Source organism: Pseudoalteromonas espejiana DSM 9414 (genome assembly GCF_002221525.1).
GTDB lineage: Bacteria > Pseudomonadota > Gammaproteobacteria > Enterobacterales > Alteromonadaceae > Pseudoalteromonas > Pseudoalteromonas espejiana.
The window spans coordinates 3,174,108-3,200,152 of the sequence record NZ_CP011028.1 but is presented as its reverse complement, the minus strand read 5'-3'; the positions used below and the strand labels follow the sequence as shown (position 1 = coordinate 3,200,152).

At 40.2% G+C, this 26,045-nt stretch carries 24 protein-coding genes and 1 other RNA gene; 11 read left to right on the top strand and 14 right to left on the bottom strand.

The window, feature by feature from the left end:
• Positions 1–519 precede the first annotated feature (519 nt).
• The 5 genes from petA (at position 520) to PESP_RS14470 (ending at position 4,265) form a co-directional block, all read left to right on the top strand.
• Positions 520–1,110 (top strand): ubiquinol-cytochrome c reductase iron-sulfur subunit, encoded by a 591-nt coding sequence (gene petA / locus PESP_RS14490; protein WP_004589105.1) that lies wholly within the window; start codon positions 520–522, stop codon positions 1,108–1,110.
• Positions 1,110–2,375 (top strand): cytochrome b, encoded by a 1,266-nt coding sequence (locus PESP_RS14485; protein WP_089348666.1) that lies wholly within the window; start codon positions 1,110–1,112, stop codon positions 2,373–2,375. Before petA ends, PESP_RS14485 begins: the two co-directional genes overlap by 1 nt.
• A complete protein-coding gene (locus PESP_RS14480) occupies positions 2,372–3,121 on the top strand; it encodes a cytochrome c1 (protein WP_089348665.1) in 750 nt (249 codons plus the stop codon). Before PESP_RS14485 ends, PESP_RS14480 begins: the two co-directional genes overlap by 4 nt.
• A gap of 80 nt (positions 3,122–3,201) precedes the next feature.
• Positions 3,202–3,828 (top strand): stringent starvation protein SspA, encoded by a 627-nt coding sequence (gene sspA, locus PESP_RS14475; protein ID WP_089348664.1) that lies wholly within the window; start codon positions 3,202–3,204, stop codon positions 3,826–3,828.
• On the top strand, positions 3,828–4,265 hold the full coding sequence (locus PESP_RS14470; protein WP_089348663.1) for a ClpXP protease specificity-enhancing factor: 438 nt from the start codon (positions 3,828–3,830) through the stop codon (positions 4,263–4,265). Before sspA ends, PESP_RS14470 begins: the two co-directional genes overlap by 1 nt.
• 59 nt (positions 4,266–4,324) lie before the next feature.
• On the opposite strand, the gene dolP is transcribed toward PESP_RS14470, so the two are convergent.
• From dolP to PESP_RS14450, 4 genes are read right to left on the bottom strand one after another with little or no spacing between them, the layout of a single operon-like run.
• Positions 4,325–4,891 carry a division/outer membrane stress-associated lipid-binding lipoprotein gene (gene dolP / locus PESP_RS14465; protein WP_089348662.1) on the bottom strand — a complete coding sequence of 189 codons (567 nt, stop codon included), beginning with the start codon at positions 4,889–4,891 and terminating at the stop codon, positions 4,325–4,327.
• Positions 4,884–5,477 carry an SIS domain-containing protein gene (locus PESP_RS14460; RefSeq protein WP_089348661.1) on the bottom strand — a complete coding sequence of 198 codons (594 nt, stop codon included), beginning with the start codon at positions 5,475–5,477 and terminating at the stop codon, positions 4,884–4,886. The genes dolP and PESP_RS14460 overlap by 8 nt, the downstream gene beginning before the upstream one ends.
• Positions 5,478–5,522: 45 nt before the next feature.
• The gene (locus PESP_RS14455) at positions 5,523–5,894 is read right to left on the bottom strand and encodes a YraN family protein (protein ID WP_089348660.1); all 372 of its coding nucleotides are present in this window, start codon (positions 5,892–5,894) and stop codon (positions 5,523–5,525) included.
• A gap of 12 nt (positions 5,895–5,906) precedes the next feature.
• Positions 5,907–7,793 (bottom strand): penicillin-binding protein activator, encoded by a 1,887-nt coding sequence (locus tag PESP_RS14450; protein ID WP_089348659.1) that lies wholly within the window; start codon positions 7,791–7,793, stop codon positions 5,907–5,909.
• Between the two features lie 61 nt (positions 7,794–7,854).
• Here PESP_RS14450 and rsmI point away from each other — a divergent pair, with 61 nt between their 5' ends.
• Together rsmI and rnpB are read left to right on the top strand one after the other, a co-directional pair.
• The gene (gene rsmI / locus PESP_RS14445) at positions 7,855–8,712 is read left to right on the top strand and encodes a 16S rRNA (cytidine(1402)-2'-O)-methyltransferase (RefSeq protein ID WP_089348658.1); all 858 of its coding nucleotides are present in this window, start codon (positions 7,855–7,857) and stop codon (positions 8,710–8,712) included.
• Between the two features lie 43 nt (positions 8,713–8,755).
• Positions 8,756–9,120, top strand: an RNA gene (rnpB, locus tag PESP_RS14440) — RNase P RNA component class A.
• A 237-nt stretch (positions 9,121–9,357) separates the two neighbouring features.
• Here rnpB and PESP_RS14435 read toward each other — a convergent pair.
• The 5 genes from PESP_RS14435 to PESP_RS14415 form a co-directional block, all read right to left on the bottom strand.
• Positions 9,358–10,770, bottom strand: a complete 1,413-nt coding sequence (locus PESP_RS14435; RefSeq protein ID WP_089348657.1) for a sigma-54-dependent transcriptional regulator — start codon at positions 10,768–10,770, stop codon at positions 9,358–9,360.
• The gene (locus PESP_RS14430) at positions 10,767–12,473 is read right to left on the bottom strand and encodes a transporter substrate-binding domain-containing protein (protein ID WP_089348656.1); all 1,707 of its coding nucleotides are present in this window, start codon (positions 12,471–12,473) and stop codon (positions 10,767–10,769) included. Before PESP_RS14430 ends, PESP_RS14435 begins: the two co-directional genes overlap by 4 nt.
• 340 nt (positions 12,474–12,813) lie before the next feature.
• Positions 12,814–13,875, bottom strand: a complete 1,062-nt coding sequence (locus tag PESP_RS14425) for a putative porin (protein WP_089348655.1) — start codon at positions 13,873–13,875, stop codon at positions 12,814–12,816.
• A 35-nt stretch (positions 13,876–13,910) separates the two neighbouring features.
• Positions 13,911–15,182, bottom strand: a complete 1,272-nt coding sequence (locus PESP_RS14420) for a dicarboxylate/amino acid:cation symporter (protein WP_089348654.1) — start codon at positions 15,180–15,182, stop codon at positions 13,911–13,913.
• A 524-nt stretch (positions 15,183–15,706) separates the two neighbouring features.
• Positions 15,707–16,795: a mechanosensitive ion channel family protein gene (locus PESP_RS14415; protein ID WP_089348653.1), complete on the bottom strand. Its 1,089-nt coding sequence runs from the start codon at positions 16,793–16,795 to the stop codon at positions 15,707–15,709.
• Between the two features lie 109 nt (positions 16,796–16,904).
• On the opposite strand from PESP_RS14415, the gene PESP_RS14410 reads away from it, so the two are divergent.
• Positions 16,905–17,867: a YihY/virulence factor BrkB family protein gene (locus PESP_RS14410; RefSeq protein WP_089349181.1), complete on the top strand. Its 963-nt coding sequence runs from the start codon at positions 16,905–16,907 to the stop codon at positions 17,865–17,867.
• Here PESP_RS14410 and PESP_RS14405 read toward each other — a convergent pair.
• Both PESP_RS14405 and PESP_RS14400 read right to left on the bottom strand, forming a co-directional pair.
• Positions 17,864–18,754 (bottom strand): LysR family transcriptional regulator, encoded by an 891-nt coding sequence (locus PESP_RS14405; protein WP_089348652.1) that lies wholly within the window; start codon positions 18,752–18,754, stop codon positions 17,864–17,866. The two genes, PESP_RS14410 and PESP_RS14405, sit on opposite strands and share 4 nt — an antisense overlap.
• Positions 18,755–18,839: 85 nt before the next feature.
• Positions 18,840–21,884 (bottom strand): bifunctional diguanylate cyclase/phosphodiesterase, encoded by a 3,045-nt coding sequence (locus PESP_RS14400; RefSeq protein ID WP_245852185.1) that lies wholly within the window; start codon positions 21,882–21,884, stop codon positions 18,840–18,842.
• Between the two features lie 249 nt (positions 21,885–22,133).
• Here PESP_RS14400 and PESP_RS14395 point away from each other — a divergent pair, with 249 nt between their 5' ends.
• Together PESP_RS14395 and PESP_RS14390 are read left to right on the top strand one after the other, a co-directional pair.
• Positions 22,134–22,976: a pirin family protein gene (locus PESP_RS14395; protein ID WP_089348651.1), complete on the top strand. Its 843-nt coding sequence runs from the start codon at positions 22,134–22,136 to the stop codon at positions 22,974–22,976.
• 21 nt (positions 22,977–22,997) lie between these two features.
• Positions 22,998–23,978: a glutathione S-transferase family protein gene (locus PESP_RS14390; protein WP_089348650.1), complete on the top strand. Its 981-nt coding sequence runs from the start codon at positions 22,998–23,000 to the stop codon at positions 23,976–23,978.
• Between the two features lie 51 nt (positions 23,979–24,029).
• On the opposite strand, the gene PESP_RS14385 is transcribed toward PESP_RS14390, so the two are convergent.
• The 3 genes from PESP_RS14385 to PESP_RS14375 are packed head-to-tail and all read right to left on the bottom strand — an operon-like array spanning position 24,030 to position 25,073.
• Positions 24,030–24,272, bottom strand: coding sequence for a hypothetical protein (locus tag PESP_RS14385; protein ID WP_089348649.1), 243 nt, complete (start codon positions 24,270–24,272; stop codon positions 24,030–24,032).
• Position 24,273: 1 nt separating this feature from the next.
• The gene (locus PESP_RS14380) at positions 24,274–24,729 is read right to left on the bottom strand and encodes a hypothetical protein (protein ID WP_089348648.1); all 456 of its coding nucleotides are present in this window, start codon (positions 24,727–24,729) and stop codon (positions 24,274–24,276) included.
• 5 nt (positions 24,730–24,734) lie between these two features.
• On the bottom strand, positions 24,735–25,073 hold the full coding sequence (locus tag PESP_RS14375; RefSeq protein ID WP_089348647.1) for a DUF883 domain-containing protein: 339 nt from the start codon (positions 25,071–25,073) through the stop codon (positions 24,735–24,737).
• Positions 25,074–25,574: 501 nt separating this feature from the next.
• On the opposite strand from PESP_RS14375, the gene mraZ reads away from it, so the two are divergent.
• Entirely contained in the window at positions 25,575–26,033 is a 459-nt protein-coding gene (gene mraZ, locus PESP_RS14370) for a division/cell wall cluster transcriptional repressor MraZ (RefSeq protein WP_089348646.1), read from the top strand.
• Positions 26,034–26,045 lie beyond the last annotated feature (12 nt).

Here is a 26,045-nt window from a genome sequence, read left to right as displayed (position 1 = left end):
TGCTGGGTTTTTTGTTTTTGGTATTTAAATTTAAGCACTTACCTACCTTTTGCTGGCCTTTTTAAAATTAGGCGCTGATCATATTTTACAATTACAGCGTATTTAATGTACGAAAGTTAAAAAATACCCAGTTCGCTGCAAAAAAGTTAAATAATTATCGTAATTAGTGTAAATCCATCAGTTAATTGGTGGAATTTTTTGCTACAATTGGCTGGCAAGTAGTATGCGCAAGTTCAGCATCACCATGTACAGTTTATCTGTTTCCTCGTAGTGGGGTTGATCTTGGTCAGTATATTGTTTTTACAGAAGCGCTATTATAGTCATTCGGCTTTATTCTCGAGCTTACTTTATCAAACTTTTGGTTAAGTCGGGTTATTCGAGCGTGAGGCTGTGAATAACCTTGTTTTAATCAAGGGTTTTAATTATGATCGCTTCTATTTTAAAATTTCGAAAAATTAACCTGCTGTAACTGATGTTCTCAATATAGCAAGTGTTGAGAATCATAGTGGAGATAAGTGGATGAGCAATGCGCCTGTAGACAATGGCCGACGTCGCTTTTTAACCATAGCTACCTCTGTTGTAGGTGGTGTTGGTGCGGCTGGGGCTGCTGTTCCTTTTATTGCGTCTTGGAATCCAAGTGAGCGAGCTAAATCTGCGGGTGCGCCTGTAGAAGTAGATATCAGCAAACTTGAGCCAGGACAATTAATACGTGTCGAGTGGCGTGGTAAACCTGTATGGGTTGTATCACGTACCCCTAAAATGCTTGAGCAGATGAAAGAACATGAAGGTCAACTTCGTGATCCGCAATCGCAAGAGCCACAACAACTAGAATCATCAACAAATGATTACCGTTCATTACGCCCAGAGATTTTTGTCGCTGTTGGTATTTGTACGCATTTAGGGTGTTCTCCAGGCTTTTTCCAAGGTAACTTTAGTGAAAAAGTTGAAGGGACTGATGATGGTTTTTACTGTCCATGTCACGGTTCTAAATTTGATATGGCTGGCCGAGTATTTCAATCGGTTCCTGCACCATTGAACTTAGAAGTACCACCTTATACTTTTCTTGATGAGACCACTATTTTAGTGGGCGAAGAAAAAGGGGTAGCCTAATGTTTGGTAAAATTGTTGGTTGGATTGACGACCGTATCCCAATGACACGTGTTTGGAACATGCACATTGCACAGTATCCAGCACCTAAAAACTTTAACTTCTGGTACTTTTTTGGCTCGTTAGCCATGTTAGTACTAGTAAACCAAATCCTTACGGGTATTTGGTTAACGATGAACTTTGTTCCCTCTTCTGAAGGTGCTTTCGCATCAGTAGAGTACATCATGCGTGATGTAGAATACGGTTGGTTATTACGTTATTTACACTCAACGGGTGCATCTGCGTTTTTCATCGTTGTTTATATGCATATGTTCCGTGGCATGATCTACGGTTCTTACCAAAAACCACGTGAATTACTGTGGTTATTCGGTATGTTTATTTTCTTAGCATTAATGGCTGAAGCCTTCATGGGTTACTTATTACCATGGGGTCAAATGTCGTTCTGGGGTGCACAGGTAATCATTTCATTATTCGGGGCTATTCCGGTTATTGGTGATGACTTAACACTTTGGATCCGTGGTGACTATGTAATATCAGGTGCAACGCTTAACCGCTTCTTTGCATTACACGTTATTGCACTACCACTCGTTATTGTTATTCTGGTGTTCTTACACATTGTTGCCCTTCACGAAGTGGGTTCAAACAACCCTGACGGTGTTGAAATAAAACGTAAAAAAGGCACTGTGGCTGAAGAAGATAAGCCTAAATTTAAATTCCATGAGTATTACACCAACAAAAAAGACATTGTTGATGCGATACCGTTCCACCCGTACTACACAGTTAAAGATATTGTGGGCGTGGTTGGTTTCTTAATCTTGTTCTGTTGGGTTGTATTCTTTATGCCTGCGATGAATGGTTTCTTCTTAGAAGCGCCAAACTTTGAAGCAGCAAACCCACTTAAAACACCAGAGCATATTTTCCCGGTTTGGTACTTCACACCATTTTATGCAATCTTACGTGCAATCCCTGATAAGCTTATCGGTGTTGCAGCAATGGGTGCATCAATTGTAGTACTCGCATTGTTACCGTGGATTGACCGTGGACGTGTTAAATCGGTTCGTTACCGTTGTGGTTTCCACAAATGGAACATTGCAGGTTTTGTAGTAACTTTCGTTCTTTTAGGTTGGGTGGGTGCAACGCCACAAACTGATATGAAAACGATAATTTCTCAAATTTGTACTGTGACTTACTTTATGTTCTTCGTACTGTTATTTGTATACAGTAAGAATGAAAAAACTAAGCCATTGCCTGAGAGGTTAACGAAATGATGAAAAAGCTAATTATCGGTTTATTTGCTTTATCAGTAAACTTGCTGCCTAACATGGTTATGGCTGCAGGGCCTTCGGTTCCTCTTATGGAAGCGGGTAATGATATATCTGATCAGCCTTCTTTGCAGCGCGGCGCAAAGTTGTTCATGAACTACTGTCTTGGTTGTCACCAAATGCAGTATCAACGTTATGAACGTACTTTCCGTGATATTGGTATTCCTACAGAGCTTGGTCAAGAACAGTTGATTTTTGATGGTTCAAAAGTAGGTGGCCACATTCTTAACGCTATTGCTAAAGAAGATGCTGCGAAATGGTTTGGTGCGGCTCCGCCGGATCTAACAAATGTTGCGCGTGTGCGTGGCAGTGATTGGATTTACACCTACTTAAAATCATTTTACAAAGACGAATCTCGCCCATTTGGTGTAAACAACACGTTATTCCCATCGGTAGGTATGCCACATGTTCTTCAAGAACTTCAAGGTTTACCAACCCCTATCACTGAAGAAGTAACTGTAGATGGTGTAACAACTGTTCACATCAAAGGTACTGAAACAGATGGTTCTGGTGAATTAAGCGTTGATGAATACGACCAAGCGGCTCGTGATTTAACGAACTTCTTAGAGTATGTAGGTGAACCTACACGCCTTGAGTCAGAAGCGTTAGGTATTAAGGTAATTGGATTTTTAGTTATCCTATTTATCTTGGCATTTATGCTTAAGAAAGAATACTGGAGAGATGTTCATTAATTTGAGCATTTTACAAGGTAATTTTGCAATAGGGGCTTAAGCCCCTATTGCTGTTTTAGTTATTTAATGGAGGTATAGGCATGGCCGTAGCTGCCAATAAGCGCCCTGTAATGACCCTTTTTTCTGGTGCTAACTGTATGTATAGCCACCAAGTACGCATTGTACTTGCAGAAAAAGGTGTAAGTGTAGATATTCATTTGGCTGAAAAGGATAACTTGCCAGAGGCACTTCACGAAATTAACCCTTACGGTACAGTACCAACACTGATTGACCGTGAGCTTGGTTTATATCAGGCAAACATCATCATGGAATACCTTGATGAACGTTTTCCTCATCCTCCACTAATGCCTGTATATCCGGTAATGCGTGGTCGTAGCCGTTTAATGATGCACCGTATTGATACTGATTGGTACAGCCTTGCTGAAAAAATCATTAACAATACATCTGATGCTGCACAAGCGCGTAAAGAGCTTACAGAAGCATTACTTGCAATTGCACCAATCTTTAACGAAGCGCCTTACTTTATGAGTGAAGAGTTTAGTTTAGTAGATTGTTATTTAGCTCCACTGTTATGGCGTTTACCAGAGTTTGGTATTGAGCTTAATGGTTCTGGCGCTAAAGAGCTTAAAGAGTACATGATCCGTTTATTCGAACGTGAATCATTCCAAGCCTCTTTAACTGAAGCAGAGCGTGAGATCCGTTTATAATGACGCCTAATCGTCCTTATTTACTACGTGCTTTTTTTGATTGGATCGTAGATAACGAGTGCACACCGCATTTAGTGGTTGATGCAGGTTACCCAGCAGTACAAGTGCCAACGCAATTTGTACAAGACGGCCAAATAGTGCTTAATATTAGCCCTTCAGCTGTTACTGGTTTTTCGTTAGATATGGAACAACTAAGCTTCAATGCGCGCTTTGGCGGACAGCCTATGCAAGTATATGTACCTCTAGGTGCTGTATTGGCAATATATGCGCGCGAGAATGGCGAAGGAACAGTCTTTACTGCAGAAGAGTTTTTAGAGGACGAAGACGACTTTGCACCTGACCTTGAAAGTGTGGAAACATCAGATGAAATTATTGATGAAACCCCGCCAGAAAAGCCAGAAAAGAAAAAAGGCTCACATTTACGCGTTATTAAATAACGTTTAAATACAAAAAAAACCGCTTGTTAAGCGGTTTTTTTATGTGCGTTTTATATCTGTTACAAATATTCAAACACCTTAATAACACGCTCAACACCTGATACATTACGAGCAATGTTTACGGCTTGGTTAGACTCAGACTGAGAAACCAAACCCATTAAAAATACCTCAGCGTTTTCAGTCACCACTTTAATATTATTGCTCGGTATATCTTTTGCGGTTAGTAACTGCGCTTTTACTTTTGAGGTTAACCATGAGTCATGCGTTTGCGTAGTAATACCAATGTTCGAGCCAATTCTGATCTGATTATGTATTTTACGTATGCCTGAAACGCCCTCAATAGTACGCTGAGCTTCGTTTTTCATTTCTTCATTAGCTACTTGCCCAACAAGTAAAACAATGCCATTTACGCTTACAGCGTCTACGTTAGCAAATTTTTCAAGACGCTCTACTTCACTCAGCGCAATACTCGCTTTAATTTCAATGTTGTTGTCGTCTATTTGTGAGCCAATAGTACGGCGATCGTTTGCTGCTGTTACTGCACTAGCTGTACCTGCAACAACGGCGGCTGCACAGCCTTGCAGTAAAACAACAGTACCTAAAACAATAAGAGAGCGTTTAAACATAATTTTCATCCTGAGGGAAAAGGGTTAAATCAACCAGTTCACTTAAACAATGTAAGTTAACTAAGTGAGATTCAATAATACGGCTAGGGCGCTTAGAAGGCGTACGGATTTCTACATCGTTAGGGCCTAATAAACCAACGAGTTCGCCGCCATCGTCACCTACCATTACTATGACCTTCATATCTTTGGTAAGTGCAGCTTCTACAGCAGAAATAATATGTTTTTCGTTTCCGTTAATCGCGAGCGCAAGCAGTAAGTCGCCTTGCTGAGCAAAGGCGCGCACTTGGCGGGCAAACGTATCATGCTCGTCAACTTGACTGCTTTGACCTAAGTTTATGTTTTCTTGCGAAAGAGCAATAGCCGGAAGGCAAGGGCGCTCAGTTTCGTAATGATTTACCAAAACACCGGCCATGTGTTGCGCCAACATATGGCAGTTAGCTGTACCACAGCAAATTAGTTTATTACCATTAATTAAGCTTTGAGCAATGGTAAAGGCAGCTGATTCTAATGCACTTGGCAATACTTCACCTGCTGCTATTTGTACTTGAATGCTTTCTGTAAAAATTTCTTTAATTGTATCTTGCATAGACTACCAATAATTTATACGTAATTTTTGTTTTGTTGCAGGGCGCTACAGTACATTTTTGATCCAATTTATATTTGCTGAACCATCACCTGTAATTGCAACGTAGTCGACTCTAATAGGCTGATTAGTTAAGCCTTTAGCCGCTAAGTAGTGATAAATTGTACGCTTTAATCGCGCCTGCTTTTGTGCGCCAAGAGCATAATTAGCACCGCCTCTGGCGTTATTTTTACGATATTTAACTTCCACAAATACAAGTGTGTCACCTTGCCTCATAATCACATCTAGCTCACCAAAAGGGCAATAATAATTACACTCTATGGGTGTTAACCCCTCGGCGACTAAATACTTTTGTGCTTGGCGCTCATAATACTGGCCTTTTTCACGACTATTTTGCCACAGCTCTTTAAACCACGACATAGCCCCTCCAGTTTAATTAAACGTTTGTGTAGAGTTAGCTTCGTTTGCTGATTGCATAAATAAAGGCACTGGCTGTTTAGTTTCTAGCTGAACTGCTTTTATGCGCCTGTTTTTGTACTGTGCCCAATCGAGCGTGCGTTCAATGTGGCCGCTAGTATTAACCGATAGCTTTCCGCTTAACCCAGTAAATTTATTACCCGGCATAATGCTAAGCTGCCTAATATCGCTAAGTACCGACACCGAGTCGTAAGCCATGGCAAATAAACGTTGGCTAATGTCGGCATTTTCAGGCCATAACGTATTGTATTGATTGCGCAAATTATGCTGTTTAATTTGCGAATTAAGCATCCACGGCAGCTCTGTAAAATAAAGGCCCTCTAAATCGCCTTTATCGGTACGGTCAATTTGTTTACTGTGGCTCTTAGAGCTGGCATATAGCGGGATCCGCTGTGCAAACGTACTTACATTTACATCCAAATAAGGTTTGATAAGGCGTGTTTCTACTGCATCGCCTAAAATATAAATGGCGTCTATATCACTACGTGAACGCGTTTCGCTTTCCACTTCTTGTCTAAATAGCGACTTAACCGTTTTAATGCGTTGTTTAGACTTATCGACTTCTAACAAATTAGTGATTGTATTCGGCATGTCTTTATTGTCGTTATAAAAACCCACTTCAGGTTTCGTCTCGCTGTAGCGTTGCCATTGAATATTAAAGTAATCAATTAAGCGCTGGCCATTGGCGTTATTTGGCGCGAGCAGCATAGGTTTTTGATAACCTTTTGCTAAAAAGTGCTCCAAAGCTTGCTGTACTTCATGCTCAGGGTTTAAAGCAAAAAAGTAATGCTGTAACGACAATCGCTCGCCATCAAAGGTGTTTAAGTGCAAAGTAGGGGTATCAATCAGCGTTTTTGCTTGTGCAAGCTTATCTATATTTGCTTTTAATAAAGGGCCAATAACAAAGTCAGGATTAAGCTCAGTAAACTGCGCGGTCAATTCCTCTGTAGTTAAGTTCTCATCTAAAAAAAGTGTTTCGCTAATGTTTTGGTTATCAAGTGCGGCAAGCACGCCAGCTTTTAATGCATCGCCTAAGCGCTGATTAGCACCCGATTGCGGTATTAGCACGACTAAGCGCTCAATGTTTACTGGAGCAAGATCGGTTAAGGTTTCATCTTGCTCAGGTAATATAGCTGTTGCAGGGTGACCTGGGTAACGGCGGCGCCAATTATTAATTGCTTGATCAAGCTCTACGCCGCTATTGGCATAAACCTGATGGTATAAAGCTAAATTAACCCAACCTTGTTGAATAACAGAGCCGCGATTAAAGCGCTCAAGCGCATAAGAAGAAAGCTTAGTTAAGTTATTCCACAGTGTTTGTTGTAGCGTTGGAATTTCAATACTGTTTTTATTTGCAGTTTCTGAGGCCCTAAAAAAGTACGGGGCAGCACGCTTAGGAAAGTTTTGTGATGCATAAATGCTGGCTGTTAAATATTGATGCCATGCAAAGTGCTCAGGTTGCTTAAGTTGTCCGTCTAGCGATTGCAAAATAACCAGTGCTTGGTCATTTTTGTTTTGTTGTTTTTGCGCATAAGCAATGTATAAGCGATTTTGTATTTTATCTACGCTTGGAGTTTGCTCAAGTTCATTACAAATATTTTCTAGTAACGGCCAGCTTTGCTCAGAAATTGCGGCATCTCGGGCACTGTAAAGTAATTGAATTTTATCGGCACCGGTGCGGTTTAACGCTAATTTATAAATAGCATCGGCACTGGTTGCTTGATTTTGCAGCGCATTGGCGCTGGAGTTAATACTATCGCTATTTTTAGTTGGTTTTTCGGTTGTGCTACAGGCCGATAACCCTGACAATATGATTAATAGACTAACAAGTTTAAGTCGCACAATGATTTCCCAATACGTTAACGCGATTTGCTTATATTACTGACTGACGCAGGAGACCTCAATGTTAAATGAGGAGAATTCACAGAAAATTGGCACTCTTTACATTGTTGCCACCCCAATTGGCAATTTTGACGACTTTAGCCAGCGTGCCATCGCGACATTATCGCAGGTTGACTTAATCGCTGCTGAAGACACGCGCCATACAGGTAAGCTACTAAGCCACTTTGGAATTAAGGCTAAAACCTTCGCGTTACACGACCATAACGAAAAGCAAAAAGCGCAGCAAATTATTGATTGGCTTAATGAAGGCAAAAATATAGCACTGGTGTCAGATGCAGGTACGCCACTAATAAGTGACCCAGGCTACGCGGTTGTAAATTTATGCCGCGAACAAGGCGCACATGTAACACCAGTACCTGGTGCATGTGCTGCGATTACTGCGGTATGTTGCTCGGGCCTGCCAACCGATCGCTTTCAATTTATTGGTTTTACACCGGCTAAAAGTAAAGCAAGGCAAGACTTCTTTATTGAGGCTGTTAATTCTGGCATTACCAGCATAATGTACGAAAGCACGCACCGTATTATGGCAAGCCTAGATGATTTAGAAGCGGCACTTGGCAATGAGCAGCACGTGGTTTTTGCAAAAGAGCTAACCAAAACCTTTGAAACCTTTTTCAACGGTAGCGTAAGTGAGTTAAAGCAGTTTTTAACTGATGACCCAACCAAGCAACGCGGCGAAATTGTTTTAATGTTGCCGGGTAAACCAAAACTTGTGGATGATATTCCACCCGAGGCGCGCAAAATGCTGGCGCTACTTGAAAGTGAAATGCCAATGAAAAAAGCCTGCGGCATAGTAGCTGAATACTTTGGTATGAAGAAAAACGCCCTTTATAAAACAATTATTGACGAAAAAGAGTAAATCTTTACTGCGTACTAGGCACAGCTCATGTATACTGCGCGCCGAGTTAGCCAAGATAATCGCTGCCTGTGACGAAAATGATCAGGGGGAGGAAAGTCCGGGCTCCACAGGGCAGAGTGCCAGCTAACGGCTGGGGGGCGTGAGTCCACGACAAGTGCAGCAGAGAGGAGACCGCCAACCCTCGGGTTGGTAAGGGTGAAAGGGTGCGGTAAGAGCGCACCGGGCCGCTAGTAATAGTTGGTTGCAAGGTAAACTCCACTCGGAGCAAGACCAAATAGGGTTCCTTATGGCGTGGCCCACGTTGGAACCGGGTAGGTTGCTTGAGCCATAGAGCGATTTATGGCCTAGACGAATGATTATCACTTTCTTCGGAAAGGACAGAACCCGGCTTACATGGCTAACTCACTCATTCAACAAAAAAGCCCGCAGTTAACGCTGCGGGCTTTTTTGTGCCTAAATTTTAATAAGTACTCTATTATATCAATCGGCAATAATACTTAATCGTTTTGCACGGCTAAACGTGTCGCTATTTGTGTTTAAAAATTTTCATTTTGAACAACTAAATAGCGAGTTTTTACCTAGCTATCAACATGTTTTACTATCCTCAAAATAGATCGCTTAATTAAGCGGGTTGGTATTCGTTTTTTATGACTCAGGCTGGCCTTTTTTCAGCCGTTTACTTAATGCCGGCTGTGAAATACCGAGTAACTGGGCTGCTAATGATTGGTTTGAGTTAGCGCGCTTCATTGCCTCGGCGACTAATAACTCAGCCGCTTGTTTTAGCGTAGGCAAAGTAGATGACGATTCAAATAGCGGCTTTGAAAGCTGCGCTTGTATATCTAAAGTGGGCACGGCGCTGCGCACGCTTTCAAAGGCTTTCATCGATAAATCTCCTGATTGATGAGTACTCATTGCATCAAACGCCATAGCGCGAAGCTCTCTTATGTTGCCAGGGAAAGCGTAGTTTTCGAGTAAAATTAATAGCTCTTTTGGAATATTTGCCAGTGGCTTATTAAACTCTTGTGCAGCAAGCGTTAAAAAATGCTCTAGGAGTAATGCTATATCTTGTTTGCGCTCACGCAGCGGAGGAATATTCACATGATGAATTTTTAAACGATAGTATAGGTCGTTTCTAAATTCGCCATTTTCTTTTTTAGTGAGTAAGTTTTGATGGGTGGCGGCAATAATGTGGGCGTTTATTCGTTTTGGGGTATCGCTGCCTACAGGGTAATACTCACCTTCTTGCAATAGCCTTAATAACTTTACTTGTGAGGCTAGGTTTAAATCGCCAATTTCATCAAGAAATAATATACCGCCCGATGCGCGCTCTATCATGCCTTTACGAGCTTGCTCGGCACCGGTAAACGCGCCTTTTTTGTGGCCAAATAAGGTATCTGAGAACAAGTTATCGTCGAGCCCTGCCACATTTACACACACAAGCTCGCCGCTGCAACTACTGGTTTCGTGAATGGCTCTGGCTATTAACTCTTTACCTACGCCGCTTTCGCCGGTAATTAAAATAGGTTGTTGGCTGTTTGATATAGATTCGATGTAATTAAACACCGAGTGCATTTGATGATTAACACTAATAATTTTAGAAAAAGCGGGGTGTAGGCTTGTTTGGTTTTCGAGTAAGTAGCCGCGCATTGCTTGGTTTTCTAAATTAAGTTCTTGGTAGCGAATAACCTGCATTATGCTGTTACTTAAGCGCTCGGGATCTTCGGTTTTTACATGGTACCCATAGGCGCCAAGTTTAATACATTTTACGGCGGCTTCTACTTGGTTAATACCACTTATAATAAGCACCGAAATATGCGGGTGCAATTCGGTAATTTGCGCTATAAGCTCATCGCCACTTATGTGCGGCATATTTAAATCTAGCAGTACTACCCGAATGTCACCGTCGTTTAATTTGCCCAGTACTTCGCGGCTATCATTACATTGTATGATGTTATTAATACCGCAGTAGCGCTCAATTGCAAAAGATATACTTCTTAAAAAGCTGTCATCGTCATCACAAATAAGTACCTGAAAGCTTGGGTATGTATTGGTGTTCATAGCGCGTTCTCTTGTTGTAATAATGGCAGTGAAAGTTTTACTTTTGTGCCTTTGCCAAGTGTTGATTTAAACGTTAATAAACCTTGATGATCCGCCACGATCCCGGCTGAAACAGAAAGCCCTAACCCGGTGCCGCCTGCTTGACGCTTGGTTGTATAAAATGGGTCGGTAAGTTTAATTAAGTGCTGCTGATCTATGCCTATTCCTTGATCTTCTATCGTTAATACCACGTTGTTTTGTTTACTATGAAAGTAGCTAGTAATGATTATTTTTTGATTTTTATCTTCTAGTGCTTGGCACGCATTTAAAATTAAGTTAACAATAACTTGCTCTATTCTACTACCGCTGCCTTTAAAAGCGGGCAGTGCATTGGCTAAGTTAACCTCAAGATGATTCGTTGAGCTTTTAATTTGGTTTGCCACTAGGCGAATAGAGCGATTAGCGAGTAGGTTTAAATCTAAAGAGTCTGTTTTCTCGTGGGCTGTTTCACCTTTTACTGCAAAGCTTTTTAAATCCTCTACTATGCCTTTTACTTTGTTGCTGGCAATGTGCATGTCGTCTAGGGTTTCGGGGAGCATCTTTTTAAAGCGATTATAGCTTACACCTGCAATTAAAAGATCGCCTTGTTGTGCTTGGTATTCGTCGAGTATTTCGCTTGCATCTTCAAAGGCTTCTTTAATAAACGGAAAATTAAGCGTTAAAATACTACAAGGGTTATTAATCTCATGCGCTACACCGGATACGAGCACGCCAAGCGATGCCATTTTATCGGCATGTAACAGCTGTAACTGCTGTGCTTGTAGCTCTTTAGTACGGCTTTCTACCTTTTTACGCAGGGCTTTATTCCAAATAATCACAATAATACTGACCAAAAGCAGTACAACCACAAATATACCTGCAGCAATACCTGCTTTTGACCACGGCGATACCTTTAAAGGTCCAAACCATTTGTCGTAAATTTCTTGTTGGCGGCCAGTATTTTTTAAAATAGCCAAGCCTTGCGTAAATTGCGAAAGCAGTGCTTTGTCTGCCGTTTTAGTGGCGTAGCCATATAACCTGTTTCGCTCAAGGTTAGAAATAGCCGTTATATTAGATAAACCTAGTTTTTTACTTAAATACAATCCGGGCAAGTTAGACACCACAGCAAAGTCGTAACGTCCTGATGCAAGTAAGCGCAGTGCATCGGCATGTGTTTCTACCGGAATAAGCGTAATATTTAGGTCTGAGTCGTTTAGCATATCAAACGCAGAGCCGCTGTTTTGTACAATTACGCGGTAGTTTTCAAGCTCACTGTAGTGGCTTATTTTTGGGCTGTTGTTACGTGCAAATATAGAGTGATTTACAAATGTGTGAGGGCTAAAGTTATAAAGGTCGGTGCGCTCAGGTGTAGCGGCCATACCTTGCAATATATCTACAGAGCCACGGTCAAACTCTGCACGTATTTCGGCCCATGGCATTAATTTTATTTTTATATTTAGGCCCATAACAGCCGCAATTTCTTGGCTAAGTTCTACGTTATAACCGGTAAGTTCACCATCTTCATTTATAAACTCATAAGGAGGGTAGTTAAAATCACCACCCACTATTATTTGTTTAGACCCAGTTAAATTAGCCTGTGCATGGCAAGTAAAAGTATTTATGCCAAGCAGCGCTATTAGGCATAGCTTTAGTGCACAAAACCAGGTGTTTTGATGAATAAGCAAGTTAATTAACCTCTAAGTTTTAGTTGTCGTAGTCCGTTAGTAAATTGCGTTAACAATACAAATAAAATGGCCGATTATTTCCTTAAACAACCGTAAAAATGCGTATTACTAGTAGGCGGAGGAGGACTATAGTCTGTATTTCAATTTTATATAAATTAGGTACTAACGTATTTTTTGATGTTTTTTGTCTTAGTTATGTAGTTATTTAAAATATTAAGAATAAATTAATCATAAAATTGCGTGGCTACTAAGGTGTTTATGTCTTTTGTAGGGTAATAATAAAATAAAAGCGATTTAACCTATTTTATTAAATCGCTTTTAATTGGTTGGAAGACGCTGTTTAAAATTTCATATTAAGGTTTACTTGAATACGATCACGGCCATTGTTGTTAGTTGGCAGCTCGTTATTAATGTTATCAACACTAAACCACCTTAAATCGGCATTTAGGTTATCGGCAATTTTGTAATCTAGTTGTACACGTGTGCCTTTAATGTTGGTATACGAACCTGGCGTGTTTGTTTGTGTAAACGCGCCATTCATAGGCAGTGCGTAGGCTTCGGTACGCAGTACATAAAAACGCAGACCAAATTCTTTATTTATTTGATAGCGTGCATGTACGGTATAGGCGGTGTTTTCAGTGTCGGCTTCACTGGTGTAGTAATCTGCAGCAAAGCGAACCGCGCCGTAACGTACATCAAGGTTATAGGTCATTACGTTACCGGCTTGGTCGTCATCAAGACCCGATTCAGCACTGGCATAGGCCGTATCTGAAGCGCTTACAAAAATTCCGCCAATACCGGCTTTAACGTTTACGTTATTAAATTCAGTCGCGTATACACCTTGTAACTGTTGCCAGCTAGCATCGCGCTTGCCTTCTCCGTTATCTACGTTTTCTTCTAAAATAATATGCCCCGCATTAACGCTAAAGGCGTTATTTGCCCAATTAGCTTGCACGCCTTCTAGAGCAATGTCGTCGCGAAATAATAACTCAGATGAGTGCATATAAACTGGCGCTGCTTTACCTATGTATACTTGGGTGTTGCTAATACCTGTGTATTTCATAAAGGCGCGGTCTAGGCCAAAATCGTCGTTGTCGCTGGTGTTGGTTATTCCAAACGTTTGGTGAGTAGAGTCATGTGCGCTTGATGTGGTTCTAAAGCGCATTTGCGCTGACCAATTATCTGTTGCAGCGTATTTAATACCAAAGCGAGCGCGCAGGCGAGCACGGCTCGTTGAATCTATTGTATCGCCACTAGTACGCTCAAAGCGCATACGCATATCACCAAATAATTTAACGGCTTCTAGGCCGTTTAACCCTTCAATAGTTACATCGGCATGAGCGGGTTTAATTAACGTCATTACACTTAACGCAATTGGTAAATATATAAATTTATTAGTCATTATTTATTCTCTGTAAATTGGTAACGAAATACGCTTTAGTGTTTAGCTGGTTGGGCTGCGGTGTTTTCTTTGTTGTAAACAGCTTCGTCAAGCTCGTTTTCGCTTTTGCCAATTAACAAAGTAACCATTAAATCTCCTGTTACATTAATAGTGGTGCGCGCCATATCTAAAATACGGTCAATACCGGCAACAATAGCAATGCCTTCAAGTGGTAAGCCTACGGTAGTAAGTACGAGCGATAACATAATAAGGCCAGCACCTGGTACGCCTGCAGTGCCAACAGAGGCAAGTGTGGCGGTGGCAATAATAGTGAGGTAGTCGGTAGTAGAGAGGTCAACACCAAAAGCTTGGGCAATAAATAGGGCTAAAACGCCTTGGTAAAGTGCAGTGCCATCCATATTAATTGTTGCACCTACAGGTAATACAAAACTCGAAACGGTACGCGATACGCCTAAGTTTTGTGTGGCGCATTTAATACTTGCTGGTAACGTCCCTGAGCTACTCGTGGTGGTAAAAGCAATAATTTGCGCTTCAATAATGCCTTTATAAAAACGTTGCGGATTAAGCTTACCAAGTAAGCCAACAAAACCACCACCAAGCACTAATATGTGAATTATGCAGCCTAGGTACACTAAGCCAATTACTTTTATAAGCGGTAATAATACGTCTAGGCCGTACTTTCCTGAAACCCATGCCATTAGTGCAAATACACCGTAGGGTGCAAGTTTCATTACAAGTTCGGTTAGTTTGTACATAGCCTCTGCTAGGCTTTCAAACATTTTTGCAGCAGGTTGGCCTTTTTCACCAATTAGGTTTAAAGCAATGCCTAGGCTTAACGCAAACACAATAATTTGTAAAATATTGCCCGATGCAAGTGAGCCCACAGGATTTTTTGGTACTAACCCTACAATTGTGTCTACTAAGGTAGGGCTTGGTTTAGCATCTGCTACTGTTGTAGCCACCATGTTTAACCCCGCGCCAGGTTCAAACAACAACCCAAGTCCTAAGCCTATCGAAATGGCCACGGCGGTTGTTGCTAAATAAAACACAATTGATTTAATTCCAATACGGCCCATTTTTGTGGTGTCTTTCATTGAGGTAACACCGACAATTAACGAACAAAAAATAAGTGGCACTATTAACATTTTAATGGCGCTAATAAACAACTGGCCAATTGGCTTTAAATACTCTGCATTACTACCAAGTAGGGTACCTGCAATAATACCGGCTATCATACCGATGAGAATTTTTAGCCAGAGCGACATTTTTTTAGGCTCGTTGTTATTAATACTTGTTGTACTGGTCATGGTGTTATTTCCAATTATTTATAATATTTAGAGGGAGCTATTTAACTTTTTACTTACAGCGTTAGCGTGGATATCGCACTGGCACGTGCACGGGCCAAATAAGGTGCTTGTAATGATATGGGCAAGACACCGCTGGCCTTTTTAGATAGGGGTTGTTTGTGCACGTGCATAGTTAAGCTCTAAAGTTGTTAGATTATTGTTATTGCATTAATAATGCCAAGCGCGGTTTTGTTAATAACGTATTGAATGTTATTGGTTTTTATCGATTTTAGTTGGTGGTTTGTTAATATAACTTTTTGAATAATTATTAATAATTAAAGGCAGGTTAAAGGTGACTTAAGCAATAAGCTTTAAATAAGTCTTTTAAAATCAATGGGGTGGCTGGGGTATAACTTTTGTTATTGATATAATAAAAGTTATAGGTAATGCATTAATTAATCATATTTTTTTCTTTTTTATGATTTAAAACATTATTAAGTTGTAAATTTGCTGTACGCGGTTTTATTTTTTCATATACGTTTAACTTAGATAATATTTTTACCCTGTTCAGGATCGCGTGACTTTTCGGCTTGATCACGAATTTCGTCGGTATCACTGCTTACATCATCAACCGTTTCATTTTTTTGCTGTAGCGGTTTACTGGCTTGCTGAGCAGTTAAAGGTTGCTCAGCTTTGCTGGTGGGCTTTTGTGTATCACTCTCATCGGGTGTACTGAGTAAAATACGCTCGCGCGCATCATCAGGCATACTAATGTTTTGCGTTGTAAATTCGGTTACTAGCTCGCGCATTAACTGCGAGGCGACTTTTAACGGGCTATGTTGTTCGCTGTTAACCCAAAAAAACAGATTAAAGTTAATGGTTGAGCTGCCTAAATTATTAATCAGAACTTGCGCTGGAGGCTCGTTAATAACCCCTGTTTGTTTATTCGCTATTTCCAGAGCTAGGGTTTGGCAGTATCTAATATCGTTATCGTAACCTATACCAATCACTACCTTTGCACGCATTTTTGGGTTTGCAGTTAAATTTTTAATGGTATTTTTATACACCGTTGAATTGGGTATTTGTATATGATTGCCATCGTAATCGACTAACGTGGTGGCACGAGCCGTTACCTTTTTTACCACGCCTAAACGATTATCGACCTCTATTACATCGTCTATTTTAAATGGGCGTTGTACGCTTAACAGCAAGCTGGCAATAAAGTTCTCTGCAATATCTCTAAATGCAAAACCTAAAATTAACCCTATTAGCCCAGTACCACTCATAATGGCAATCGCAAATTCAGTGAGCCCAGCTAAGCGTAAAAACAAATACACCCCAAGTAGTAAAATTAAAATACTTATACCGCGCCTAGCAACAAGGTGAACAAGCTTGCTGTCGGTCATATACACCAGTGGCTTAACAAGTAACTTAGACAGTGGGCTGGCAACAAAATAACTAATGGTTAAAAGAATAACGCCAAGTAAAAGGGTGGGTAATATTTGCGCTGTAGCGTGAAGTAATTGCATGCTTTGGGCATACAAATATTGCCAACTTAGTACACTTTCAGGCGCATTTAGGGCGTTTACAGCCGTGTTATTTAGTGCCGTAAGTATGTATACAGGGCTGTTCATAGCGTATTACCTGATTATTTTAAGTAAAGTTATATGAGCAAGTTTAGTACCACATGCGGGGTTAATGCTTGGCAAGCTTTTTGCTGATTACTATGAAAAGGAGCACGCCATGAGCAAACCAAAACGCGGTCAACATGCAGAACAACCCGTTCACATTCCAATAGTGGGCTGGTGGGATATAACCAAGCGTATTTTTAAACAAATGAGCCAAGACAATCTGTCGTTAGTGGCTGCAGGTGTGGCGTTTTATGCCTTGCTTGCTATATTTCCGGCGATTGCGGCTATGGTGTCTGTTTATGCGTATTTTTCATCGCCTACCGATATTAGTGAACACCTCAGTAAAATTGTGACTTTGTTACCACAAAGCACTAGCGATTTAATTTTGTCTCAGGTATCGAGCTTGGCACAAACCTCAAATGCCAGCCTCAGTTTAAGCGCAATAGGCACACTTATTCTTACCATTTGGAGTAGCTCTAAGGGCAGCCAAGCACTTATTACTGCATGTAATATTAGCTACCACGAATACGAAAAACGCTCGTTTTTTCATGCCCAACTGGTGCGTTTTTTATTTTCAGTTGGGGCTATTTTAGTGGCTATTTTTGCACTGTTAATTATAGGTATTTTACCTATTGTGCTAAACCTTGTTGGTTTAAAAGAAAGCATAGACCTGCTTATTAAGCTCATATCGTGGCCCTTACTTGCATTTATGTTTAATTTTGCACTGGTGCTTTTATATCGCTACGCGCCACATAGAAAGCCCGCTAAATGGCGCTGGATAACGCTAGGGTCGTGCATTGCTACGGTATTATGGATTTTAGCGTCTATTGGCTTTTCGTTTTATGTATCGCACTTTGCAAGCTACAACGAAACCTATGGTTCACTAGGTGGGGTCGTGATCATGTTAATGTGGCTTTACATAAGTGCTTATATTATTACCTTGGGCGCTGTAATTAACGCATCAACTGAGCAACAAACTGCAAAAGACAGCACTACGGGGCCTGCAAAAGAGCGCGGTAAACGCGGCGCGTATGTAGCCGATCATCTAGATGTTGATGAACCTACCAATTCTTAGTTTTGCTCGTTATTGCATAAGCTAAGAAGCTGCTGCGTAAAGGCTTGTCCTACAGGGCCTAAACGGTCGTTATCGGTGCACATTAGGTACAGTTTTAAAGTGCGCGTTGTGCCTTGCTCTAAATTAAGTGGTTTTAGCGTATTATTTTTAAGATGCGTCTGAATTTGCTCGCTGGGGAGCCAAGCATAACCAAAGTTTTGGCTAACCATATCTATTGAGTTACGTAAGTGGCTTACAGTCCATCGCATATCAGCGCCAAGCCAGCCTTCATCTTGGCTTGTTTGTGTTGCTGAGTCGCGCACAACTATTTGCCTATGTAATTTAAGCTCTCTAAAGGTCAGTGGTTCACTGCGTTGATGCAAAGGGTGCGATGCATGAGCTACAGCTAAAAATTGTATGTTACAAAGGGTGTGGCAGTTTATGCCATATATAGGAATAGACGAAATAGCTAAATCGGCCGCTGCATTAGTGAGTAACTCGTTAGCACCAGTAAGTACGCTTTCTATAAGCTCTATTTTTACAAGCGGGTACAGCTCATTAATATGGGCAAGGGCTTGGTATAGTAAATGCTGCGGAAACACTTCATCTACTGCAATTTTTAAAGTGCTTTCAACACCTTCGCTTAGCGTTTCAGCTACCGATTCTATTTTACTAGCTTCATCTATTAAAAACTCTGCTCGGCGTAAAATCAGTTTTCCGCTTTCGGTTAAATAGGCTTTACGGCCTTTAACTTCTAGTAATTTTACCTGTAAGGCTGCTTCTAACTTTTGTACTGCATGATGCACTGTTGATTGGCTTTTAAATACCGCAGCGCTTGCGCCAGCAAACCCACCATGCTCTACAACAGCTTTAAACATTCTCCACTGCTCGAGTGTTGCCTTTGCCATTTTTATCCTACTACTGCATTTATACTTTGATTGAGTAACTTGACCGCACTAACTAAGTATTTATTCCGTTAAAAGGTAATTTAAATTATTCATTAGCTAAAACGACAGTTTTTTGCGATACCAAGTTCATAAAGTTTTGTTTACTTAGTGGCTTAGAAAACAAATAACCTTGGCCAAAGTCACACCCTGCTGCAAGCAATAACTTCATTTGCTCTGTGGTTTCTATGCCTTCAGCAATTACTTTTAAGCCAAGCTGGTGCGCCATTACAATAATGGCTTCACATAGGGCGAGCTCTTGGCTGTTAGCTTTAATATTATCAACAAAACGCTTGTCTATTTTTAAGTAGTCAGTATCCATTTCTTGTAAATAGGCAAGCGATGAGTAACCCGTACCAAAGTCATCAAGGGCTAACTGCATTCCCGACTTTACAAGTGCTTTAAGGCGTTTTTGAGTTAATGCGCCTGGGTTAACCATTAGCCCTTCGGTTATTTCAGCTACGATTGCTGATGCAGGAATATCTGCAGCACTGAGCATATCGTGCCAATCATCTATTCCACTATCTGAGGACGAGAGCTGTACTGGCGATACGTTAATACTGATTTGAAAATTAGAACGAGTCCCTAATATTTCTTTTACGGTTTGTAGCGCTTCACAAAATACAAACTGACCTAATGCATTTATATGACGAGTTTCTTCAGCTAATTGAATAAAGTGAATAGGGCTTATTAAGCCTTTTTCAGGGTGTTGCCATCGAATCAACCCTTCAGCTTTATGAATACTTAAATCATTGAGCGACACAATAGGTTGGTAATATAGCTCAAACTGTTTAAGTTCTATTGCACTGCGTAAGTCTTTTAAAAGCTGCATGCGCGCTTGCGCATGTTCTCGCATGTCGCTTGAGAAAAACTCAAACCCATTTCGGCCATTGGCTTTTACTTTATACATAGCCTGATCTGCTGCTTTTAACAATTGCTCGGTATTTTCGCCATCGTTAGGCGCGCAAGCTATGCCTAAACTGGCACTGATAAATAAATCTTCGTTTTCTATTTTTATAGCTGTTGATAGGCTTTCTAAGAGGTTTTTAGCAATCTGGCTTATGTGACTGTGGTTTTTAATTTTATCAAATACAATTACAAACTCATCCCCACCTATACGGGCTACAAATTCAGCATTTTTAGCCGAATTTACAATACGCTGAGAAACCATTTTAAGTAATAGATCGCCGTAGTGATGGCCAAGCGTATCGTTTATGTCTTTAAAATGATCTATATCTAAGAGCATCACAACAAGCTTTTCATTATTTGTTTTTAAATCGTCAAACCTTAAATTTAAACGCTCTTTTAGCTCTAATCTGTTAGGAAGATCTGTTAAGTGATCATAATGAGCTTGTCGCCAAATTGTGCGATTCGCCTGAATTTTTTCAGTAAGATCGGTAAATATAGCAATGCGACGAATAGGTTTATTATGCTCATCATATACGGTGTCTATTATTAACCATTGGGTAAAAAGTTCTCCCGTTTTTTTACGGTTTATTATCTCTCCCTGCCAACGTCCTGTTAATTCTAGCGCTGACCAAATTTGCTGATAGAACTCTTTTGAGTGCTTGCCTGAGGATAAAATTCGGGTTGTTTTGCCTATTACCTCTTCTTTTAAATAATGCGTTGTTTTACAAAAGGCTGGATTAACATCGTAAATAACCCCTTTTTCGTCGGTTATAGCCATGCTTTCACTACTATTTGCGTACACTAAAGACGCTAAGTGAAGAGCATTCTCGTTGACAACTTCTTCACTTATATCGCGCAGTACTAAAATAAACTCGTTTACTCTTTCAAGACAATTTATACGGGCCTCAAAGTAAACCTCTTTGGAGGCCACATTAAGCTTAAAGTCTATGGTGGTCAGCTTATCTAGCGATGCTATTTTTGCTAAAATTTGTTCAGTATTTTCTTTTGGTAATATATCAAACAGGCTATCCGGCGTTTTTTCATTTACAACGAGCTGCGAGTTTATAGTGCCACTAATATGTAATAAGTCGCCTTGGGCGTTTAAGCGTATATAAGTGTCGGGGAGGGCGTTAATTAAAACGGTTAGCTCGTCGTGTTTATATTTTAAATCGGCTTCGGCTTGTAGCCTAGTTGCTGCCATTGTTTCAAAGCGGTTATATAGAGTATGTAGCTCAGGGCTGTTGGGTTTTATATTGCTCGTAGGCATTAGGCCTCGCGCTAACATATTAGTAGCCTGCGAAAGCTCGTGCAAAGGTTTAAATATACTTACACGTATTAGGCGTTTGGCTAATAGAGCAATTAAAATAATAGCACTAAAAAAAGCCAACATTGTGTTTAAAAAGTTAGTATTTGCTTGATCAATAAATTTATCAATGGATAGCGTTATATAAATATCTAAATTGTTTTGATGCGCATCTTTATAAATAACAGCTCGGTGAAAAACTTGCTCTATAGCGTTTTTATCTTTGAATTGGGCTAATTGTTTGTCTCCGTGCAAAAACTTTGTATCTGTTATTTTATTTCCGAGATCGTTTGGAGAGCTTGGGTAATTTGCAAGAATTAACCCATTCGAGTCTGCAATAACTGCACTGGCCCCTTGTGGAAAGTCGGCTTCGTTTAAAGCTAGGCTCCACCAATTAAGTGCTATTACTGTAACAAGCACACCTTTTAATTGGTTTGTATCATCTAAAATTGGGTAAGCAAAATTAACACTGGGTGCTTGAATACTCCTGTCATACTGAAAGTACCCAATAGAAAAATCATTACTACTCACTGCATTTTTAAAATACTGACGGTCGCTAATGCTGACGTTTTTAACGCGGCCATTGGTTACACATTGCAAATTACCCTGTGCATCTACTACGCCTATATTGGCTATATTTTTATATAAATCTTTTATTTGAAAAAAATATTCTGGGCACGTAGTTGGCAAGGTTTGATTAGAGGCTACTTTTTTAGCTAAAAATTTAGTCAGTCTTTCTACATCGTGCACCATGGTTGTTTGTAAGTGAGTAAGGTGCTTTGCAATATTAACCACTCTTTCTTCGCTTTTTTCGATTGCAGCATCACGCTCATGCCACAGTGTAAGCAAAGTTACAGCTGCGCCAGGTATGCTTAGTATGATTAGCAAGCGGTATAATTGGCTTTTGAGCGATGAAGTTAAAATGTTATGTCCCTTAAATGTATAATCCCAAGGTGATTGTAGTAAACAATTATTAAAATAACCATACAAAATATAGGGTTGTGTAAAAAACAAATTTAAAGTTTATTTATTCTATAAAATAGAACCTTTAAGCCTACTTTAAGACATAGTTGTTTTATTTTATGAATGCTTTAATACAATCATTAACTGATCTTATAAAGCGATTAAATTATGAATATAGCAAACGTTTTAACGGCCTACTCAACACAAGACGGTGACGGTGTAAATATAAGCCGGATCCCAGGCTTTGATGGCAAATACCTAGATCCTTTTTTAATGATTGATGAGCTAAAATCTGATGATGAGAGCGATTATATCGGTGGCTTTCCGCCTCATCCGCACCGCGGGATCGAGACCTTTACCTACATTATAAAAGGTGGTTTTGAGCATAAAGATCAAATGGGTAATAAAAAGGCGATTAAAGCGGGCGATGTACAATGGATGAGTACAGGTAAAGGCGTTATGCACAGTGAAATGCCATTGAGTGATACGCAAGACGGCCTGCATGGGTTTCAAATTTGGATCAATATGCCAAGCGCTGAAAAAATGCGAGATCCGCGCTATCAAGATACCACTGAACAACCAACACCTGCAGTAACGAATGAAGAAGGAGTTGTATTTACTGCGCTTGCTGGTAATTGGCAGTTTGAAAACCACACCTTATCAGCCAGCTTACAAAGCCTTGCTGCTGAGGCTGTGCTTGCTGATGTAACAATCCCCCAAGGCAAGTGTGTGCAATTAGCGCCACTTAAACAAAAAAAAGTGATGGTATACGTTCATACCGGTGAGTTAATAACTACCGATGGACAAGTACTCGTGACAGGTAAATTAGCTATATTAAAGCCTGGCAGCGAAATTAATTTACAGGCTAAGCAGCACGCTGGCGTACTTATTTTAGCGGGAAATCCACTTTCACAACCGATTGCTCATATGGGGCCGTTTGTTATGACCACGCAGGAAGAGCTTAAACAAGCTGTTAGTGATTATCAAAGTGGCAAATTTGGCAGCATTTAATAGTAAAATTAGGAGTTAATGATGGGTTTATTAGTAAATGGTCAATGGCAAGATAAATGGTATGACACCGACGCAAATAACGGTAAGTTTAAACGAGAAGACGCGCAGCTACGTAACTGGATTACTAAAGATGGTAGCGCAGGCCCAACGGGCGAAGCGGGATTTAAAGCGCAATCAAATCGTTACCATTTATATGTTTCATTAGCGTGTCCGTGGGCGCACCGTACTTTGATATTTAGGCAGCTAAAAGAGTTGCAAAATATTATTAGTGTGTCCGTTGTGAGCCCCGATATGTTAAATCAAGGGTGGAGCTTCGATAAAGAGAATCACAGTAGTGGTGATGACTTATTTAAGAGTGAATACTTACATCAGGTTTATACTAAAAATGATGCTAATTATACCGGGCGCGTAACTGTGCCGCTGTTGTGGGATAAACATCAAAAGAAAATTGTGAGTAATGAGTCAGCAGATATTATTCGCATGTTTAATAGTGCATTTAACGATATAACTCAAAATTACGACGATTATTATCCCGAAGCACTTCAACACTCAATTGACGAAATTAACGCACAAGTATATCCATATATAAACAATGGCGTTTATAAAACAGGTTTTGCGACCACGCAAGCGGCTTATGAAGAGTCGTTCGATGAATTATTTGCAGCACTTGATAAGGTAGAAGGCATACTTAGTAACCATCGTTACTTAACAGGTAATACACTAACAGAGGCCGATTGGCGGTTATTTACCACGTTAATTCGCTTTGATAGCGTTTATGTTGGCCATTTTAAATGTAATTTACGAACAATAGAGAGTTACCCAGCATTGAGTAATTACCTACGTGAGTTGTATCAAGTGGAGGGAATAGCCGAGACCGTTAATTTTTATCACATTAAACGCCATTACTATTTTAGCCATACAATGATTAATCCAACACAGGTTGTGCCAAAAGGACCAAGCTTAAATTATGACCGCGCACATAATAGGGAAAGTTTAAGTTGATTGCCTGTTAATAAGCTAAGCCATAGCAACAATTAACCTTATAAATTGTTGCTATGCGAAAAGCTTTACTAACCAGCCGTATTTTCTAACAAAGCCGGATTCATTTTTACCAGCTTGTACTGTAACCCCAGCTAAAAATGCTGAAGTTAAACCCACCTTAGTTGCTGCAAAGCGCCTAAAACGGTATTTTAAAGCTGCGTGATGTTGTCGTTTAAGCTCATCTTGCAAATCCATTTGCTTGTTAAGCGTATTGACGGTTTCGTTGGGTGCTTTTATTAAAAAGTTAACTAACATATTAATTTCCTTGTAAGTTAAATAGTTGTTTTAAGCTTTTAATGGTTTTACTAAAACCAATTTTATTACTTAAGTAAACAGCGTTTCGCCAAAGCCACACTAAGCAAATAATTTGTGCCAAGGCAGCTGTAGCAATACTCAGCCATACCGAACCAAAAAGGTCATATACGGCATAACCAAGCGCGCCTAATAAACCTGCCCACAACAAAACCAAGCCACTTGCAAAACAGCCTAAAAATATAGTGATCAAGGCCATCGATCTCAATGATAGCTTCCACTCAGCTTTGGCAAGCTGGTGGGTGATCTTTCCTTGAGTTTTATAATCCTCCTTGAGCTGATCGGAATATTCGATGATCTTCGCTATATGATCTTGCCAATCGTCCTTTTGGCTTTGCTGTTCAGGTGCTTGGTTTTGAGCATTACCATCCGTGGTTGCTGATGTTTGTGAGCTACTCATCGTAATTACTTACGACGAAATAATGAAGTTACTAGCATGCCCGCTGCAAACGCTATACCAGCCGTTGCTAAAGGGTTTTCTGAAGCGAATGCACGGGTTTTAGCGCTGCACTCAGATAGTTTTTCGCGAGCAATAAGTTGTTTTTCGCTTAATGCTTCAGCTGAGCTAGATGCGCCTTTACGAACGCTTGATTCAGCAACTGATGCTTTGCTTGAAAGTGCATCAACAGCATCATGTGCTACAGACGTTGCTTTATCTGTAAACGGTGCTTCACTCTCAGTCTGTTTAAGCTCCGGTTTCATGTTTGTTTCAGTATTTGGTTTTGTATTTGTTGCAGTAGCCATAATCAATCCTTAATAAATAAAATAAAAAATTTAACTGGTGTCTAGGTAGATGCAACGTTTAAACCACCTATATAAATTAATTTAATATACTGATTTATATGGCTTTTAAATTTTAATTTGTACTTCGGTTAGTTTGTTAACTCAACCTGGGGAGTAACAATTGCTGGGCGCATAAGTAAATTTTACATGGCTAATAATTTGGCATGATTTTTTGTAATTATTCATTGATTATTCAGTAAGCAAATTATGTAAACCAAACGTTATTAATAATAGATAAAACTTTTTTTGATACTTACTTCCACTTTTTCCCACGTAATTCAACCGCTTTGCGTAAAGCCTTATTTTTTCTAGCTTAGAGAGTCGTTAAAGCTGGTCAGCTTACTTGACAAAAAGGCTTGTCAAGCCCTAAACTGGAGCACTGTGGTAAAAAGTGGTTTTTAGTGGATCTAACTGGATCAAATTAATCGAAACTCGATTACACAATTTAAAAGTAGGCTTTTTATGTTTCGTGGCGCTAGTTCACTGAGCTTGGATGATAAAGGACGTTTTGCGGTACCGACTAAGTACCGAGATGCGTTGCTGTCTGAAGATCAGGGAACGGTAATTTGCACTGTAGCGCTAAACGAACCGTGTTTATGGTTATACCCACTTGCCCAGTGGCAAGAAATAGAAAGCCGCTTAGCTAAAATCTCTAATATGAATCCACGCGCACGCCGCATGCAACGTATGTTGCTAGGTAATGCCACAGAGTATCAACTTGATAAAAATGGTCGGGTTTTGTTGGCGCCTTCATTGCGCAGCCACGCAGAACTTGGCAAAAAGATCATGCTTGTTGGTTTAATGAATAAATTTGAAATTTGGGATGAGGCGCGCTGGCACGAACAAATGCGCCAAGATACTGAGCTTGAAAGGCTAGGTGACTTTGAACCAAACCAAGATTTAGATAATTTCACACTCTAACGGCACTAAAAA

What these genes read in the sequence shown, in the direction of transcription:
- petA (WP_004589105.1), top strand. Translation starts at nt 520, where the DNA reads ATGAGCAATGCGCCTGTAGACAATGGCCGACGTCGCTTTTTAACCATA.
- PESP_RS14485 (WP_089348666.1), top strand. Translation starts at nt 1,110, where the DNA reads ATGTTTGGTAAAATTGTTGGTTGGATTGACGACCGTATCCCAATGACA.
- PESP_RS14480 (WP_089348665.1), top strand. Translation starts at nt 2,372, where the DNA reads ATGATGAAAAAGCTAATTATCGGTTTATTTGCTTTATCAGTAAACTTG.
- sspA (WP_089348664.1), top strand. Translation starts at nt 3,202, where the DNA reads ATGGCCGTAGCTGCCAATAAGCGCCCTGTAATGACCCTTTTTTCTGGT.
- PESP_RS14470 (WP_089348663.1), top strand. Translation starts at nt 3,828, where the DNA reads ATGACGCCTAATCGTCCTTATTTACTACGTGCTTTTTTTGATTGGATC.
- dolP (WP_089348662.1), bottom strand. Translation starts at nt 4,891, where the DNA reads ATGTTTAAACGCTCTCTTATTGTTTTAGGTACTGTTGTTTTACTGCAA.
- PESP_RS14460 (WP_089348661.1), bottom strand. Translation starts at nt 5,477, where the DNA reads ATGCAAGATACAATTAAAGAAATTTTTACAGAAAGCATTCAAGTACAA.
- PESP_RS14455 (WP_089348660.1), bottom strand. Translation starts at nt 5,894, where the DNA reads ATGTCGTGGTTTAAAGAGCTGTGGCAAAATAGTCGTGAAAAAGGCCAG.
- rsmI (WP_089348658.1), top strand. Translation starts at nt 7,855, where the DNA reads ATGTTAAATGAGGAGAATTCACAGAAAATTGGCACTCTTTACATTGTT.
- PESP_RS14435 (WP_089348657.1), bottom strand. Translation starts at nt 10,770, where the DNA reads ATGAACACCAATACATACCCAAGCTTTCAGGTACTTATTTGTGATGAC.
- PESP_RS14425 (WP_089348655.1), bottom strand. Translation starts at nt 13,875, where the DNA reads ATGACTAATAAATTTATATATTTACCAATTGCGTTAAGTGTAATGACG.
- PESP_RS14420 (WP_089348654.1), bottom strand. Translation starts at nt 15,182, where the DNA reads ATGACCAGTACAACAAGTATTAATAACAACGAGCCTAAAAAAATGTCG.
- PESP_RS14415 (WP_089348653.1), bottom strand. Translation starts at nt 16,795, where the DNA reads ATGAACAGCCCTGTATACATACTTACGGCACTAAATAACACGGCTGTA.
- PESP_RS14410 (WP_089349181.1), top strand. Translation starts at nt 16,905, where the DNA reads ATGAGCAAACCAAAACGCGGTCAACATGCAGAACAACCCGTTCACATT.
- PESP_RS14405 (WP_089348652.1), bottom strand. Translation starts at nt 18,754, where the DNA reads ATGGCAAAGGCAACACTCGAGCAGTGGAGAATGTTTAAAGCTGTTGTA.
- PESP_RS14395 (WP_089348651.1), top strand. Translation starts at nt 22,134, where the DNA reads ATGAATATAGCAAACGTTTTAACGGCCTACTCAACACAAGACGGTGAC.
- PESP_RS14390 (WP_089348650.1), top strand. Translation starts at nt 22,998, where the DNA reads ATGGGTTTATTAGTAAATGGTCAATGGCAAGATAAATGGTATGACACC.
- PESP_RS14385 (WP_089348649.1), bottom strand. Translation starts at nt 24,272, where the DNA reads ATGTTAGTTAACTTTTTAATAAAAGCACCCAACGAAACCGTCAATACG.
- PESP_RS14380 (WP_089348648.1), bottom strand. Translation starts at nt 24,729, where the DNA reads ATGAGTAGCTCACAAACATCAGCAACCACGGATGGTAATGCTCAAAAC.
- PESP_RS14375 (WP_089348647.1), bottom strand. Translation starts at nt 25,073, where the DNA reads ATGGCTACTGCAACAAATACAAAACCAAATACTGAAACAAACATGAAA.
- mraZ (WP_089348646.1), top strand. Translation starts at nt 25,575, where the DNA reads ATGTTTCGTGGCGCTAGTTCACTGAGCTTGGATGATAAAGGACGTTTT.